17 protein-coding genes are annotated in these 14,333 nt (G+C 63.2%); 8 read left to right on the top strand and 9 right to left on the bottom strand.

Going from position 1 to position 14,333, the window contains the following annotated elements; translation table 11 throughout:
* Nucleotides 1-92 precede the first annotated feature (92 nt).
* Nucleotides 93-677, top strand: coding sequence for a hypoxanthine-guanine phosphoribosyltransferase (locus FAY22_RS19870; RefSeq protein ID WP_146332409.1), 585 nt, complete (start codon nucleotides 93-95; stop codon nucleotides 675-677).
* Nucleotides 678-697: 20 nt separating this feature from the next.
* On the opposite strand, the gene FAY22_RS19865 is transcribed toward FAY22_RS19870, so the two are convergent.
* Nucleotides 698-1,729 (bottom strand): AraC family transcriptional regulator, encoded by a 1,032-nt coding sequence (locus FAY22_RS19865; protein WP_168204897.1) that lies wholly within the window; start codon nucleotides 1,727-1,729, stop codon nucleotides 698-700.
* Nucleotides 1,730-1,890: 161 nt separating this feature from the next.
* Here FAY22_RS19865 and FAY22_RS19860 point away from each other — a divergent pair, with 161 nt between their 5' ends.
* From FAY22_RS19860 to FAY22_RS19840, 5 genes are read left to right on the top strand one after another with little or no spacing between them, the layout of a single operon-like run.
* Nucleotides 1,891-2,901, top strand: coding sequence for a bile acid:sodium symporter family protein (locus FAY22_RS19860; protein ID WP_246860583.1), 1,011 nt, complete (start codon nucleotides 1,891-1,893; stop codon nucleotides 2,899-2,901).
* On the top strand, nucleotides 2,898-3,872 hold the full coding sequence (locus FAY22_RS19855; RefSeq protein WP_146332405.1) for an SDR family oxidoreductase: 975 nt from the start codon (nucleotides 2,898-2,900) through the stop codon (nucleotides 3,870-3,872). The genes FAY22_RS19860 and FAY22_RS19855 overlap by 4 nt, the downstream gene beginning before the upstream one ends.
* A gap of 1 nt (nucleotide 3,873) precedes the next feature.
* Nucleotides 3,874-4,680: an SDR family oxidoreductase gene (locus tag FAY22_RS19850; RefSeq protein ID WP_146332404.1), complete on the top strand. Its 807-nt coding sequence runs from the start codon at nucleotides 3,874-3,876 to the stop codon at nucleotides 4,678-4,680.
* Nucleotides 4,681-4,717: 37 nt separating this feature from the next.
* On the top strand, nucleotides 4,718-6,490 hold the full coding sequence (locus tag FAY22_RS19845) for a hypothetical protein (RefSeq protein WP_210411855.1): 1,773 nt from the start codon (nucleotides 4,718-4,720) through the stop codon (nucleotides 6,488-6,490).
* 37 nt (nucleotides 6,491-6,527) lie between these two features.
* Nucleotides 6,528-7,718 (top strand): MFS transporter, encoded by a 1,191-nt coding sequence (locus tag FAY22_RS19840; protein WP_146332403.1) that lies wholly within the window; start codon nucleotides 6,528-6,530, stop codon nucleotides 7,716-7,718.
* Between the two features lie 101 nt (nucleotides 7,719-7,819).
* On the opposite strand, the gene FAY22_RS19835 is transcribed toward FAY22_RS19840, so the two are convergent.
* Nucleotides 7,820-8,791, bottom strand: a complete 972-nt coding sequence (locus tag FAY22_RS19835; protein WP_146332402.1) for a nitronate monooxygenase family protein — start codon at nucleotides 8,789-8,791, stop codon at nucleotides 7,820-7,822.
* 166 nt (nucleotides 8,792-8,957) lie between these two features.
* On the opposite strand from FAY22_RS19835, the gene FAY22_RS19830 reads away from it, so the two are divergent.
* Nucleotides 8,958-9,620, top strand: a complete 663-nt coding sequence (locus FAY22_RS19830; RefSeq protein ID WP_146332400.1) for a TetR/AcrR family transcriptional regulator — start codon at nucleotides 8,958-8,960, stop codon at nucleotides 9,618-9,620.
* 13 nt (nucleotides 9,621-9,633) lie between these two features.
* Nucleotides 9,634-10,497, top strand: coding sequence for an enoyl-CoA hydratase-related protein (locus tag FAY22_RS19825; protein WP_146332398.1), 864 nt, complete (start codon nucleotides 9,634-9,636; stop codon nucleotides 10,495-10,497).
* Nucleotides 10,498-10,556: 59 nt separating this feature from the next.
* Here FAY22_RS19825 and FAY22_RS19820 read toward each other — a convergent pair whose 3' ends face one another.
* The 7 genes from FAY22_RS19820 to FAY22_RS19790 are packed head-to-tail and all read right to left on the bottom strand — an operon-like array spanning nucleotide 10,557 to nucleotide 14,313.
* The gene (locus FAY22_RS19820; RefSeq protein ID WP_146332396.1) at nucleotides 10,557-11,465 is read right to left on the bottom strand and encodes an MBL fold metallo-hydrolase; all 909 of its coding nucleotides are present in this window, start codon (nucleotides 11,463-11,465) and stop codon (nucleotides 10,557-10,559) included.
* Complete coding sequence (locus tag FAY22_RS19815; RefSeq protein ID WP_146332394.1) at nucleotides 11,462-11,911, bottom strand: hypothetical protein; 450 nt, start codon at nucleotides 11,909-11,911, stop codon at nucleotides 11,462-11,464. Before FAY22_RS19815 ends, FAY22_RS19820 begins: the two co-directional genes overlap by 4 nt.
* A complete protein-coding gene (locus FAY22_RS19810; protein WP_246860582.1) occupies nucleotides 11,908-12,537 on the bottom strand; it encodes a 2-hydroxychromene-2-carboxylate isomerase in 630 nt (209 codons plus the stop codon). Before FAY22_RS19810 ends, FAY22_RS19815 begins: the two co-directional genes overlap by 4 nt.
* 17 nt (nucleotides 12,538-12,554) lie before the next feature.
* Nucleotides 12,555-12,761: a DUF1289 domain-containing protein gene (locus FAY22_RS19805; RefSeq protein WP_146332391.1), complete on the bottom strand. Its 207-nt coding sequence runs from the start codon at nucleotides 12,759-12,761 to the stop codon at nucleotides 12,555-12,557.
* The gene (locus tag FAY22_RS19800) at nucleotides 12,758-13,186 is read right to left on the bottom strand and encodes a thioesterase family protein (RefSeq protein WP_146332390.1); all 429 of its coding nucleotides are present in this window, start codon (nucleotides 13,184-13,186) and stop codon (nucleotides 12,758-12,760) included. The genes FAY22_RS19805 and FAY22_RS19800 overlap by 4 nt, the downstream gene beginning before the upstream one ends.
* A gap of 27 nt (nucleotides 13,187-13,213) precedes the next feature.
* A complete protein-coding gene (locus FAY22_RS19795) occupies nucleotides 13,214-13,705 on the bottom strand; it encodes a YbaK/EbsC family protein (RefSeq protein ID WP_146332389.1) in 492 nt (163 codons plus the stop codon).
* Between the two features lie 5 nt (nucleotides 13,706-13,710).
* Nucleotides 13,711-14,313, bottom strand: a complete 603-nt coding sequence (locus tag FAY22_RS19790; protein WP_146332388.1) for a uracil-DNA glycosylase family protein — start codon at nucleotides 14,311-14,313, stop codon at nucleotides 13,711-13,713.
* Nucleotides 14,314-14,333 lie beyond the last annotated feature (20 nt).

Here is a 14,333-nt window from a genome sequence, read left to right as displayed (position 1 = left end):
GCCCGGCATTTGTGGCGGCGAGCGAACCTAGGGTACGATGCCGGGTTACAACGTGTTACACATTGAATACTCTTGCATCGAGGTTTTGCATCATGTCTTTTTTCGATTCCGAATTCCACCGTAACAAAGCGCGCGCGCTGCTTTCCGACGCCGAACTGATTTTCGACGAGACGGCCGTGCAGCAGGCAGTCGACAAGGTAGCGCAGCAGCTTAACGAGCGCTTCAACGTCGACGACGGCGAAGCCTTTCCGCTGGTGCTGGGCGTCATGGGCGGCGCCGTCGTGTTTTGCGGCCAGCTGCTCACGCGCCTGCGCTTCCCGCTCGAATTCGATTACATGCACGTGACGCGCTATGGCAGCCTGGACCAGGGCGGCAAGATCGAGTGGAAAGTGATTCCGCGCTCAAGCGTGCAGGGCCGCACGGTGGTCGTGCTCGACGACATCCTCGACGAAGGCGAGACGCTGGCGCACGTGAAGGAGCGGCTGCTGGAGATGGGCGCGGCCGACGTGGTGGTGGCCGTTTTCGCCGACAAGGACATCGGCAAGAAAAAGCCGATCAAGGCAGATTACATCGGGCTCACGCTGCCCAACAAGTTTGTGGTCGGCTATGGCATGGATGCCTATGGCTACTGGCGCAACCTGCCGGGAATCTGGGCGATCAAGACCGGCAACAGCTAAGGAGAACCGCGCAGCTCGGTTCAGGCGCCCGCCCGGAATTCGCTGGGCGTCTTCCCGCTCCACTTCTTGAACGCATGCCGGAAGTTGGCGGCGTCGCTGAAGCCAAGGGATGCGGCGATGTCCTCCGTGCTCATGCGCGTCTTGCGCAAATAGTCCATGGCAAGCTGCTTGCGCACCTCGGTCAGGATGGTTTGATACGACGTGTCCTGCGCCTGCAGTTTCCGGCGCAGGGTGCGGGAAGTCATATGGAGTTGGCCGGCGACTGTCTCGACATCGGGGAAGCGCCCGGGCTGCGCCATCAACATGCCGAATACCTTGCCGGCCAGGCCGGACGAGGTTTTCAATTGGGTCAGGAGCTGATCGCAGGTCTCGCGCACCAGCGCGGCCGTGATCGGATTGGCGAAGGTCAGCCGCTGCTCCAGCCATTCGCGGCTGAAACGCAACTCATTGCGCGCCTGGCCGAAGCGGGCGGGGCATCCCAATATCTCTTCATAAACAGAGGCATGCGGCGGCGCCGGATAGACCGTTCGTATTTCCACCGGCGTAACAGACTGGCCGAGGATATCGCCATGCAAGGACAATTGCGTCCCCAACTGGAATTCGAGCACGAAGCGGAATAGTTCGCTGTCGACGCCCAGCGACAGCACATCCGAAAATTCCCAGACCGCCGCGCCGGCCGCTTCCTCGAAACGCAATCCGATCAGCGGAGCAGCCAACGGCCGATACTTGATCGCGAAGTCGATGGCGTCACGCGGCGTGGCGCTGCTGAGCAACGCATAACCGTACAATCCGAAATGCGTGATGTGTATCCGCTTGCCAGCCTTGAGGGCGATGCCCGGATCCTTGGACAGGCGCAAGGCATTGCCGCATACCGCCAGCAACTGACGCGCCGAGACGCGCACTTCAGGCGCATGCACCTGTTGCGCATCGATGCCGCTGCCTGCCAGCGCCTCCTCCGGCGCGATGCCTTCCTCATGCAGGATGTCGACCAGGACAGCCATTTTGTGCGGAGGCTCGACGCGGTCGTCGATGCCGGGAAATACTTGCTCCATCTTGGTCCGCCCCTCCTCTTCTATTTGCCTTCGCTGTCTTGGTCTGCGCGATTGTTCGCGGAGTCTAGCATGGGCATGTCCGTTTTCCACACCCCTTTTTCTTTGCATCCGCAAGCCGGTCTTTGTCCGCCACACACAGGTAGTTGGCCGGAATCAACCTGTTGACAGCCGCCGCTTCCAAGCAAAATCCTTCTATAAATTTCCAAAAACGAGAGGAGACCTGTCATGCCCATCCCCAACAAGGGAGGCCGGCGATGATGCATATCGATCAAGTGCATCTGAATTTCAATCCGCAGGCATTGCTGGCCCTGAATCTTGTGCTCGCCCTGGTCATGTTCGGCGTTGCGCTGGATCTGAAACTGTCGGATTTCAAGCAGGCGCTGAGAACGCCGAAAGCGCTCGCAATCGGACTCTTGGGACATCACGTCCTGTTCCCGGCGGGAACCTATCTGCTGATCCTGGCACTCAACCCGCTGCCTTCGATCGCGCTGGGGATGCTGCTCGTTTCTTCCTGCCCTGCCGGCCACATTTCCAATTTCTTTACGCATCGAGCCGGCGGCAATGCCGCTCTGTCGGTGTCGATCAGCACGCTGTCGACCGTCGGCGCGGTATTCATGATGCCCATTAACGTCGCGTTCTGGGCCAATCAGCATGAGGGCATGCGCGCCATCCTGCGCGATTTCTCGCTGGACCCGTTGTCGATGCTGTTCGAAGTCGCCCTGCTGCTGGGCGTCCCGCTGGCGCTGGGCCTGACCATGTCGCACCGTTTTCCGAAAATGGCCGCACGGCTGCTCAAGCCGATGCGCGTCTTTTCGCTCGTCGTTTTTGGCGTCTTCGTGTCCGGCGCGCTGCTGGCCAACTGGAAGTTTTTCCTTGCGTACGGCGCGATGGTGGTGGGCATCGTGTTCATCCACAATGCCTGTGCGCTCGCCAGCGGCTATGGCCTAGGGAAACTGACCGGGCTCGCCGAGCGCGACTGCCGAGCGGTCGCGTTTGAAACCGGCATCCAGAATTCCGGCCTTGGCCTGGTATTGATCTTCAACTTTTTCGGCGCGCTGGGCGGCATGGCCATCGTCACCGCGTGGTGGGGCATCTGGCATATTTTCGCCGGGATGGCCTTGTCCACCTACTGGATGAAAAAGCCGGCGCAGGCGGCAAAGGCGGGCGCATGAACGGCAAATCGATACTGGTGACCGGCGCCGGCGGCTATCTCGGCCGGCAGCTGATCGAGCATCTTGCCGCGCGACGCGATGCGGGCCGGATTGACACCGTCATCGCCACCGATGTGCGGGAAACGCCGGGCGCGCAGCAGCGTCCCGGCGTGGTCTATCTGCAGGCCGACATCCGCGATGACGGACTGGACGCCGTGTTGCGCGAACATCGCGTGGATACGGTCGTTCACCTCGCTTCCATCGTCACGCCCGGCAAGAAGAGCAACCGCGCATTCGAATACAGCGTGGATGTCGAAGGCACCCGCAAAGTGCTCGATGCCTGCGTGGCCGCGGGCGTGCACCAAATCGTCATCTCTTCGAGCGGCGCGGCGTACGGCTACCACGCAGACAACCCGGCCTGGCTGACCGAAACCGATCCCACCCGGGGCAACCAGGAATTCGCTTATTCCTGGCATAAGCGGCTGGTGGAAGAAATGCTGGCCGAATACCGCCGGCGGCACCCCGAGCTGATGCAAACCATCTTCCGCATCGGCACCATACTGGGCGATTCCGTGCGCAACCAGATCACTGACTTGTTTGAAAAGCCGCGCCTTATTGCCATCCGCGGCTCCGACAGCCCATTTGTGTTCATCTGGGACCAGGATGTGGTTGGTGCCTTTCTCATGGCAATCGACACCGGCAACGGCGGCATCTTCAACCTGGCCGGGGACGGCGCCCTGTCCATCTATGAGCTTGCCGAACGGCTCGGCAAGCCCGTCGTGGCGCTGCCCGCATCGGTCATTGCCTGGGCGCTGCGCATCCTGAAGGCGCTGGGCCTGACCCAGTACGGTCCTGAGCAAGTCAATTTCCTGCGCTATCGCCCGGTCCTCGACAACCGTCGGTTGAAGGAAAAATTCGGCTACATCCCGGCGAAATCCTCGGCCGCCGTGTTCGATTACTGGCTGCAGTCGCGCAAGATCGGCAAGGACTGATATGGAAACGGTCGACTATGCAGGGAAGGTCGTCGTCGTCACCGGCGGGGCCGGCGGCCTGGGGTTTGCGCTGTGCCGCAAGTTTGTCTTGGCAGGAGCGCATGTCGCGCTGCTCGACCTGGACCGCGATGCGACAAGATCGGCGGCCAATTACTTGCGAGCCTCGGAAAAGAGCAAGGTGCTCGGCATCGCCTGCGATGTCACGAATCCGGCAGCCTGCCATCAGGCGATGCAAGCCGTGATCGCCGAGTTCGGCGGGATCGACCTGTTGATCAACAACGCCGGCATTGCGCATCGCAGCCTGCTGCGCGACACGGATATCTCCGTGCTGCACCGGGTAATGGATGTCAATTTTTTCGGCGCCGTCCATTGCACGCGGGCGGCCTTGCCTTCCATTTGCCGGCGCCGCGGGCAGATTGCCGCCATCTCCAGCATCGCCGGCTTTTCGCCGTTGTTCGGGCGCACCGGATACAGCGCCAGCAAACATGCGCTGCATGGCTTCTTCGACAGCCTGCGCAGCGAGGTGGAAGCCGACGGCGTCGGCGTGTCCATCATCTGTCCGGCATTTATCGCGACCGGCATCGAGCGCGCCGCACTGGGAGGCGATGGCGGACCCGCGACGCTGCCGCGCAATGCAGTCGGCAGCGAAATGAGCGCCGCCGACATGGCCGACCGGATAGTCGACGCGCTGCGGCAGCGCCGGCGCCTGTATTTGCCGACGCTGCTGGCCAAGGCAGCCTGGTGGACCAGCCGCCTGGCGCCGGCGTATTTCGCGTGGCAGATGAAACGCCGCGTCGCGTCAAGATGATTAACCCATCATTCAATAAGAACCGATGAAATCCCGCATGCATCGCTTGTCCGCGCTGGTCGTCTGCAGCGCCATCACGACCACGGCTCCGGCGGCCGTCATCTCCGTCACGGACGCGGCCGGCGCGCCGCTCGGGTCCGCCATGGTGACGCAGTCCGTCGCGAATCCCGCGCCGAAAGACACCTCCGATCATGGTTACCAGCAACCGGGAAGAGCGCACATCACGGAAGCCGAAGCCACTGCGTTCACCGGCAAGACCGGCACGGCGCAACTGCCGGACCGCCAAGGCGAACTGCATTACCGGGTGCGCAAGCCCGGCTACCAAGATGCGGAGATCCGCGCCACCGCGGGCCAAGCCGCCATCAAGATCACGCTGAACGCGGAAACCGACCCGCTCAAGCTCGCCGAAGCGAAGCCGGCCAATGCCTGGCTGGGAGCGCTGCAGATCGGCGACGCCAGGTCGAAGCAACATTTCCAGATGCAATGCGGCTTTTGCCACCAGCAGGGCAGCGCCTTTACGCGCGCGGAGCGTTCTCCCGAGGAGTGGCGGAAAACCATCGCCCGCATGATCCGATACGGCTCCCGGCTGCCGACGGATCTGCAGCAATCCTTGCCGGAAAAGCTGTCAGCCGGCTATCGCCACTTGCGCGAGAACCCCCAGCTGGTGCAGGGAGGAGCGACATGGGAATCCGATCTCGACAAGGTTGCCATTACCGAATGGCCGATCGGCAATGCGATGTCGCAGACGCATGACATGCTGCTTGCCGCGAACAAGATGGTCTATGTCGCGGACAACATCCAGGACCGGCTGTATGAAATCGACCCCGCCACCGGTGCCGTCACCGTCTATAAGATCCCGCACCGGCCGGACGACAATCCTGGCGGCCTCATCGCCGGCCGACTGAAGGATTTTCCGAGCCATGACAGCACGTCCAACGCGCACTCCCTCGCCGAATCGGCGCGCGACGGCCACATCTTCATCACGCCTTCCGCGCAGCGCCGGCTGGTCGAGTTCGATCCGGTGAAGAAGAAATTTGTCTTGCACGAGATCGGCGGCGGCTTTTATCCGCACACGATCCGCATCGACGTCCGGGACAATGTCTGGTTCACGCTGGCCTTGTCGAACCAGGTCGCAAAGTTCGACCGGGCCGCGCAAAAATTCACGCTGTACGACCTGCCGACGCGCAGCCTGAAAGAAAAACTGACTGTGTCGTCGATCGGCGTGCTGTTCAAGCTCATCGGCTGGGGGCTGCCGCTGTCGAACTGGATGCCGGTGGATTGGGCCGCAAGCGGCACGCCGCTCCCTTACGGCATCGATGTCACGCCCGACGGCGCGGTCTGGTTTGCACGGTTGCACGCGCAGGACATCGGCAGGATCGATCCGGCCAGCGGGAAAATCACCATGATCCCGGCACCCTTTATCGGCCCGCGCCGCCTGCGCGCCGACGCCGATGGCAACCTGTGGATCGTGGCATTCGCCGAATCAAAGATCGCCCGGTATTCGCCCGCGACCGGCAAGTTCTCGCTGTTCGATCTGCCAGTCCTGCCGAAGGGGAGCGAAACGCCGTATTCGCTGAATGTCGACAAGAAGCGCGGCATCGTCTGGGTCAACGGCAATCAGTCCGACGCGCTCTACGGCTTCGACATCAAGACCGAAACCTGGCGCACCATTCCGCTGCCGCGGCGCACCACCTTCACCCGCGACATCGAGATCGCCGAAGACGGAACGCTGTACACCTCCAATTCCAACTTCCCGAGCTGGCATATCGAAGGCGGCCAGCCGACCTTGATACGGATACAGCAGAAATGAGCGTTCCGCTTAACACACTGGCGCGGAGGGCCGGCTGATGCAGCGTCATTGGGCATTTTTCCTGTCGTGCCTGCTGGCTTTTACGGCGGGCCATATCATCAACTACTCGGTCATCATCTACGCGCAGGATGCATTGCGCTCCGATCTGCTGTCCGGGATCGGATTCGGCCTGTGCTTCGGACCGCCGCTGCTGCTTGGCTGGTATGCGGGCGTACTGTGCGACCGTCATGCGCCGACCCGCATCATTCACGTCGCGCAAGGATTGTTCATCGCCGCCGCACTGACGCTGGCCGCCGGCGACCGCTTCTTTCCCGAGCCGTCGACGCGCACGCCGTTCCTGCTCGTTGCCGCCGCATTCGCCGGTATCGGCTGGTCCTTCGTCGCCCCCGCGCGCATGACCGCGCTCGGCCAAATCGTCGGCGCCGCCGCCTTGCGGCGCGCGTCGCTGCTCTTCAATCTGCTGGTCATGCTGGGATTCGGTCTGGGCCCGCTGGCGATTTCGGCTTGCCGTCTTTATTTCGGCTGGCAGGGCGTGTTTTTCCTCGCCGTAGCCTTGTTCGTCCTCGGCTCGATCCTGCTGCTCAACGTCGCCACCAAAGCCTCGCACAAACCGCACCGCCCTGTCGGCAAGGAGATCCTGGACGGCTTGCGCGCGGTGCGTGCCAACCCCTTGCTGGCCCAACTGCTGGTCACGGCCATGTTCTGCTACATGCTGATGGGGCCGATGCAGGTGATCTTGCCGAAGCTGGCGCGCACCTCCCTCGGATTGACCGAACTCGGGCGCGGCGCCTTCCTCGGGACGCTGGCTCCGGCGCTGATTGTCGGCGGCCTGCTTTGCCTGTTCGTCGCCCGGCGCCTGCCGCACGGGAAAGCCATATTCAGCGCGTCCGCGCTGTCCGGCGTCCTGTTTGCATCAATGAGCAGCGTGCACACGCCGGCCATCGCGTTTGCGCTGCTGGCGTGCGTGGGCATCCTGGGCGGGGTCGCCATCAGCCTCATCGTGACCGGAATTCAGGAAAACGTGGACGATGCCGTGCGCGGGCGTGTGCTGAGCATGTACACCATCATTTCGCAGGTCATTCCCGCCGCCTCCGGCCTCAGTGCCGGCGCGCTCACTCATGCGCTGGATGCGCAACGCGCCGTGCTGATCTGCGGCGCCGCACTGGCGCTCGCCGCGGCAGCCAATGCCTTGCGCATGCATACGCTACGCGTCTATCGCGGACATTGAAGGGATAGCGAATCAGCGCAGGGACTTGCGCGCGCCATCAAAACAAAAGCCCGGATGGCCCGCCTGCAAGGAAGCCATCCGGGCTTTTTTCATGATGCCGGTTACAACGCCAGGCGCTTTCTCGCCGCCGCGTACTCCGCCTTCAGGCGCTCAACCACTTCCGCCACGCTCGGCACATCGTCCATCAGGCCCACGCCCTGCCCTGCGCCCCAGATGTCGCGCCAGGCCTTGGCCTTGCTGCCGCCGCCGGAGCCGAAGTTCATCTTCGACTTGTCGGCTTCCGGCAGGTTGTCCGGATCGAGGCCGGCGGCCACGATCGACTTCTTCAGGTAGTTGCCGTGCACGCCGGTAAACAGGTTCGTGTACACGATGTCGGCCGCGCTCGACTCGACGATCGCCTGGCGATACGCTTCGTCCACGTTCGATTCCTTGGTCGCCAGCCAGCGCGAGCCGATGTACGCGAAATCGGCGCCCATCGCCTGCGCTGCGAGGATCGCGTCGCCGCTGGCGATCGAGCCGGACAGCGCGATCGGGCCGTCGAAGAATTTACGCACCTCGCCCACCAGCGCGAACGGCGACAGCGTGCCCGCATGGCCGCCGGCGCCGGCCGCAACCAGAATCAGGCCGTCCACGCCCGCTTCCAGCGCCTTCTGCGCATGGCGGATCGAGATCACGTCGTGCAGCACGATGCCGCCGTAGCTGTGGATCGCGTCCAGCATTTCCTTCGGCGGCGCGCGCAGGCTGGAAATAATGATCGGCACCTGGTGCTTCACGCACACTTCGACATCGTGCGCGAGACGGTCGTTGGACTGGTGCACGATCTGGTTGACGGCGATCGGACCGACCTTGGCGCCCGGATTGGCTTGCTTGAATTCCGCCAGTTCGGTCTGGATCTCGGTCAGCCAGGTATCGAGCAGTTCGGCCGGACGCGCGTTCAGCGCCGGGAACGAACCGACGATACCGGCCTTGCACTGCGCCTTGACCAGCGCCGGGCCGCTGGCGATGAACAGCGGCGAGCCGATCACCGGCAGCGACAGGTTCTGCAGCGCGGCGGGCAAACGATTGCTTGTCATGTTGACTCCTTTGGTTAGCGGGACGCAAGCCGGGCATGTTCGGATAGCGCGGTTGCGATATTTTTAATATGCAATCTTCATTTTCGATTGCGTTTTTTTATATTCTGGTTATGATGTTACCAGAAAAAACAATGTTTTTGTCAAACGCTTTTTTGTCCCTTTCCCGATGAAATCCAAGAAGTCGCCGATCGATTTTCGCCAGGCCCAGGAAGATCTGCGCCAGTCGCTGCGCCAGGGCATGCTGGACGCCGCCACCCGCCTGCTGACCGACGAAGGCCCATCGGCGCTGACGGTGCGGCGCGTGGCGGAAGCGGTGAACTGCTCGACCACGCTGCTGTATTCTTTCTTCGGCGGCAAGGACGGCTTGTCCAACGAGCTGTACCTGGAAGGCTTCGCCCGGCTGAAGGAGGAATTCCGGGTAGCGTCAGAACAGGCGGGCAGCAAGAACGACAGTGACGGGCTGGCACCGCTGCGGCTGCATGCGCGCGTCTACCATCAGTACGCCAAGCACAACCCGAGCTATTACATGGTGATGTTCGGCGACGCGATCGCGGGCTTCGTGCCGCCGGTCGAATCGCGCAAGAAGGCGTGGGAATCGTTCGAGGTCCTGATCGACGCGTTCGACGCCTGCATGAAGAGCGGCGCACTGCCGCCATCGAACCCGACCGCCGCGGCGCGTCTGCTGTGGGCAGCGATGCACGGCGCGGTCAGCCTGGAGCTGAAAGGCTATTACCTGAAAACCGAGCGCGCGGACGAACTGTTCGAGGCGGCGGTCGACGCGGTGCTGCGCTCGCTGCAGATGCCGCGCAACGAGTCAACCAAACAATAAAAGGAGGCTACCCATGACGTATCAATGCATCGATTTCAGCATCACCGACAAAGTCGCCCACCTAGTCCTCAACCGCCCCGCTGCGCTGAACACCATGCAGCCGGTGCTGTGGCGCGAGCTGACCGAAGTGCTGCAGGCGCTGCAGCGCATGGCGTCGGCCCGTGCACTGGTGATCTCGTCGACCGGCAAGCATTTCACCGCCGGCATGGCGCTCGACGTGTTCGCCGGCGGCCCGGAGTCCGGCATCTCGCTCAATGAAAAATCGGCGGGCGGGCGCGCCAGCATCGCGTCGCTCATCGACGACATGCAACAGGTATTCAACCTGATCGAGCAGCTGCGCATGCCGGTCATCGCGGCAATCCAGGGCGGCTGCATCGGCGGCGGCCTGGACATGGTGTGCTCCTGCGACATCCGCTTGGCGAGCGCCGACGCCTTCTTCTGCATCCAGGAGATCAACATCGGCATGACAGCCGACATGGGCACGCTGCAGCGCCTGCCGAAGCTGATCCCGGAAGGTATCGTGCACGAGCTCGCCTACACCGGCCGCCGCCTGCCGGCGCAGCGCGCGCTCGCGGTGGGCCTGGTCAACGAGGTGTTCGACACGCAGGAGGCGATGCTGGAAGCCGCGCTGCAGATGGCACGCGAAATCGCCTCCAAGCCACCGGTCGCGATCTGGGGCAGCAAGCAGGCGATCCACTACGCGCGCGACCACTCGACGCACGACGCGCTGCAGCAGATGGGCTGGCTGCAGTCCGGCATCTGGCAGGGCAGCAACCTGCTGGAGTCGTTCATGGCCAAGCAGCAGGGACGCGCACCGCAATTCGAAGACCTGCCGGAGTTGAAGTCGTTCGCGGATGTGAAGTACGAGTTGAAGTAACAGTAGCTGGGCAGGCTGGAGGATGTATCTCCGGTCTGCCGATGCACAATCGGCGGGCGCTAATCGCGGTTCACCAAGACGCCATCCGCCAGCTGCGCCGCGCCGGCCCGTACCAGTTGATCCACTGCCCACTGCGCGAGTTCCGCCTCGGACAGATTGAAGTAGCGCCGATTCGCTTCCACCGACAGGCGCATGCGCGCAAACAGCCCCCGCACCTCGTCGAGCGTCATGCGCTGCCGGTCCAGCAGCAGGAATTTCAGCAGCACCTTGAGCGCATTCTGCGCATTGCGCCTCGGGTCCGCCATGAAATAATCGATGCGCGAAAACGCCGTTTCCAGCGCCTTGTCCACGCCGGCAAACGGCGCACCATGCCCCGGGATCACCAGCTTCACGTCGAGCGACGCAATCAGTTCCAGCGTCGCGCGCACCTCGGCGAATCCCGGCTCCCCTTCCAGCTCCGGGAACACCACGCCGAAGCCGCTCTCCCACAGGGCATCGGCGGAAATCAGGATGCGTTCGTCGGGACAATAAAAAATCAGCGAATGCGGGTCATGGCCCGGCGCGCCCAGCGCCTGCCAGGTCATGTCGCCCAGCGTGAGCACATCTCCAGGCGCGAGCGTGTCGTCGAAACCGAAGCGCGCGCAAGCCTGCCCTGTCGCCGCATACGTCAGCGCGTCCTCGTTCCAGGCGCGCACCTTGTCGGCTTCGGCGGCGGGAATCGACGTGCGGCAGCCGAACGCGCTGTGCAGCGCCGCGTTGCCGCCGCAATGATCGGAATGCAAGTGCGTGTTGATCAGGCGGTTAAGCGCCCTGCCCTGCAATGCATGCGACACCAGCGCCACGGTCTGCGCCGCATGGGTGACGTAGCCGCTGTCGACCAGCGCCGTCTCTTCACTCCCGACAAACAGGATATTGTTGGACGACAGCCAGCCGCGCTGGAACACATGCATCGATGCAGGCAGCTTCATTTTTTCATCTGGTAGGCAAGTGAAATTTTCGCGAACTCGACCAGCACCGCCTGCGAGCCGCCGTTGAAGGTCAGGAATGCATTCCCGGTGCGCACCACCAGCCGCGGCGGGAACAGCCAGCCAGCGTAGGGGATGCCGATCATCTTCGCGCTGCGGATGTCGCGCCATTCGACGTGGCGGTTGTACATCCAGGTCTGCGTAATGCCATTGGCGTCGATGGTGATGGTCGAGCGCAGGAACCAGTAATAGCTCACGCCCAGCATCAGCGCGGCGCCGAGCAGCAAGGCCTTCACGCCGAAGCTGTACTGCATCAGCGGGAAGTTCAGCGCGATGTGGATGCCATAGGCGGCCAGCACCGCCGTCAGGCCGGTCGCGACCAGCTTGAACCAGGGACTGTAGGCAGGACCGGTGACGGGCTTTTCCGGCTTGTAGAACTCGAATTTCATGTCTTGTTGCGATGTACGCCTTGCGGCAGGGTTTGCGCCAGCTTCAGCTGTTCGGATTGGAAAAAGGGGTCGCCGTGCAGATAGGCGATCAGCATGTCGGTTGCATCGAGCCCCCAGAAAGAGCGCCCGTCGACGACGGCGGTCGGCACGCCGAACACACCGGCGGCGATCGCCTGCTCGCCATTATTGCGCAATTGCTGCTTCACATGCGGCGCGTCGAGCATTTCGGTAGTTGCACGTAGCTCCCGCAACAACGCCTGCCAGTGTTCCGCCTCGGTGGGCAGGTGACCGTCGCGCCAGACGTAGCGGAACAGGCGGCGCACCACCTCTTGCGTGCCGCCGAGCGCGATGCATAGCCGCAAGAGCGGCAACGGATTGAACGGGTGATGAGCCGGCGCGGTCAGCTTGACACCGTGCTTGTGCGCGAGCCATGCGCAATGCTCGAAGGTCCACAGCCGCTTGGGCGGGATCTCGGCCGGGCCCTTGTTGTCCCAGTGGTTGAGCAGGCCGGCGAACAGCACCGGCTTAAAACGGATCTCTATGTCCGCAGGCAGTGTGTGCAGCAGCTCGCTTTGCAGGTAGGAGAACGGAGAGATGAAATCGAAATACCAATCGAGCTGCCGCATGCCACCTCCCATCCTGGTTATTGGAACAACTGCTCCTGCCGCCGCTTGATCTCGTCCCACACCGCGCGCTTGAACTCGTTGCTCGCCGTCCCCCAGCGCGCGATCTCGTCGATGGTGCGAAAACAGCCCTCGCACAAGCCGGTCTGCGCATTCATCCGGCACACATTGATGCAGGGCGACGGCGTCTGCGCGCCATCCGTCGCCGGATCGAAATCGATACTCATGCCGCCAGCTTCGCCTTCTTCTGTTCCACTTTGGCGTTGAACCTTTCCGGCGCGATGATCATGCGCTCGTGCACGCCTTCGGTAATCTTGTCGATGCCATCCCAGGCCTCGACGCGGAATTTCACGCGGCGCCCGTCGACCTCGGTCACCTCGCCCCTGATGGTGAGCGTCATGCCGGGCGGGGTCGGCGCCAGGTGCGAAAAGCTCACATGCACGCCCAGGCTCTGCTCGCGCGGCCAGTCGACATAGGGCATGATGCCGTGCACGCAAGCGAGTTCCATCATGCCGACCATGTAGCCGGTGGCCAGCACGTCCGGCATGTCGAGGCAGAACGCGGTGTCATGGTACAGGTTGGGCACGGTCGAGCGCTCGGGCACGACATAGGTCCATTCGAAGGTGATGCCGGGGGCAAGGGTCGGTTTCATCGGATCGGCGAAGAGGCTGGTTTCGAATCAATTGGAGCTGCGCAATGCGACGTCAGCCACCGGCGCACCGGTCAGCGCCAGCAGCTGCTGCGGCGTCAGGTTGAACACCGCGTGCGGATGGCCGGCCGCCGCCCACACGCTGTCGAACCTGAGCAAGTCTTCATCGACCAGCATCACCGTCTTTTGCACATGCCCGATCGGGCACACGCCGCCGATGGCGTACCCGATGCGTTCCTTCACGAACCGGGCGTCGGCGCGGCCGAGCGCGCCGACGAGCGCTGCCACCTTGCCTTCATCGACGCGGTTGGCACCGCTGGCGACCACCATCACCGGCGCATCGTCCGCCAGCCGGCGAAATACGATCGATTTCGCGATTTCGGCGACCGAGCAGCCGAGGCCGGCCGCCGCTTCGGCGGAAGTCTTGCCCGTTTCCGGCAGCATCACGACCGGCTTGTCGTGGCCCAGTTCCTTCAGCAGGTCGGATACGCGCTGGGCTGTATCTGGAAGCTTCATGTGCATTCGATTCAGGTTAGTGCCGCGGCGACCAGGCGCTTCAGTACCGGCACCACGTCGCGTTCGAACCAGCCGTTCGCCTTGAACCACAGGCGGTTGCGCGGGCTCGGGTGCGGCAGCGGGAAATACCGCGGCAGATATTGTTCATAGGCGGCCACCGTTTCGGTCAGCGTCGCCTTGCAATTCTCTCTTAAATAGAATTCCTGCGCATAGCGTCCGATCAGCAGGGTAAGCCGCACGTCGCGCAGCTCCGCCATGAGCGGCGCATGCCACAAGGGCGCGCATTCGGCGCGCGGCGGCAAGTCGCCGCTCTTGCCCTTGCCCGGATAGCAAAACGCGGTCGGCACGATCGCCACGCGCTGCTCGTCATAGAACACGTCGGGCGCCAGGCCCAGCCAGGCGCGCAGGCGGTCGCCGGACGGATCGTTCCAGGGTATGCCGGTTTCATGCACCAGCCGGCCGGGCGCCTGCCCGACAATCAGCAGCCTCGCATGCGCGCCCGCCTGCACCACCGGGCGCGGCCCGTGAGGCAGATGCGCGGCGCAGGCCTGGCAGGACCGGATTTCGGCCAGCAATGGCGGCAGCTTCGATTTTTTCACCACACGTCCACCCATGCGGGCGGCGCCTGCCCGCC

It is taken from the genome of Noviherbaspirillum sp. UKPF54, from assembly GCF_007874125.1.
Taxonomy (GTDB): Bacteria; Pseudomonadota; Gammaproteobacteria; order Burkholderiales; family Burkholderiaceae_D; genus Noviherbaspirillum.
The sequence above is the reverse complement of the archived record's forward strand: the minus strand, read 5'-3'. Positions and strand labels throughout refer to the sequence as shown.

What these genes read in the sequence shown, in the direction of transcription:
- FAY22_RS19815 (WP_146332394.1), bottom strand. Translation starts at nt 11,911, where the DNA reads ATGAAATTCGAGTTCTACAAGCCGGAAAAGCCCGTCACCGGTCCTGCC.
- FAY22_RS19805 (WP_146332391.1), bottom strand. Translation starts at nt 12,761, where the DNA reads ATGAGTATCGATTTCGATCCGGCGACGGATGGCGCGCAGACGCCGTCG.
- FAY22_RS19845 (WP_210411855.1), top strand. Translation starts at nt 4,718, where the DNA reads ATGCATCGCTTGTCCGCGCTGGTCGTCTGCAGCGCCATCACGACCACG.
- FAY22_RS19800 (WP_146332390.1), bottom strand. Translation starts at nt 13,186, where the DNA reads ATGAAACCGACCCTTGCCCCCGGCATCACCTTCGAATGGACCTATGTC.
- FAY22_RS19855 (WP_146332405.1), top strand. Translation starts at nt 2,898, where the DNA reads ATGAACGGCAAATCGATACTGGTGACCGGCGCCGGCGGCTATCTCGGC.
- FAY22_RS19840 (WP_146332403.1), top strand. Translation starts at nt 6,528, where the DNA reads ATGCAGCGTCATTGGGCATTTTTCCTGTCGTGCCTGCTGGCTTTTACG.
- FAY22_RS19830 (WP_146332400.1), top strand. Translation starts at nt 8,958, where the DNA reads ATGAAATCCAAGAAGTCGCCGATCGATTTTCGCCAGGCCCAGGAAGAT.
- FAY22_RS19835 (WP_146332402.1), bottom strand. Translation starts at nt 8,791, where the DNA reads ATGACAAGCAATCGTTTGCCCGCCGCGCTGCAGAACCTGTCGCTGCCG.
- FAY22_RS19865 (WP_168204897.1), bottom strand. Translation starts at nt 1,729, where the DNA reads ATGGAGCAAGTATTTCCCGGCATCGACGACCGCGTCGAGCCTCCGCAC.
- FAY22_RS19870 (WP_146332409.1), top strand. Translation starts at nt 93, where the DNA reads ATGTCTTTTTTCGATTCCGAATTCCACCGTAACAAAGCGCGCGCGCTG.
- FAY22_RS19795 (WP_146332389.1), bottom strand. Translation starts at nt 13,705, where the DNA reads ATGCACATGAAGCTTCCAGATACAGCCCAGCGCGTATCCGACCTGCTG.
- FAY22_RS19825 (WP_146332398.1), top strand. Translation starts at nt 9,634, where the DNA reads ATGACGTATCAATGCATCGATTTCAGCATCACCGACAAAGTCGCCCAC.
- FAY22_RS19850 (WP_146332404.1), top strand. Translation starts at nt 3,874, where the DNA reads ATGGAAACGGTCGACTATGCAGGGAAGGTCGTCGTCGTCACCGGCGGG.
- FAY22_RS19810 (WP_246860582.1), bottom strand. Translation starts at nt 12,537, where the DNA reads ATGCGGCAGCTCGATTGGTATTTCGATTTCATCTCTCCGTTCTCCTAC.
- FAY22_RS19820 (WP_146332396.1), bottom strand. Translation starts at nt 11,465, where the DNA reads ATGAAGCTGCCTGCATCGATGCATGTGTTCCAGCGCGGCTGGCTGTCG.
- FAY22_RS19790 (WP_146332388.1), bottom strand. Translation starts at nt 14,313, where the DNA reads ATGGGTGGACGTGTGGTGAAAAAATCGAAGCTGCCGCCATTGCTGGCC.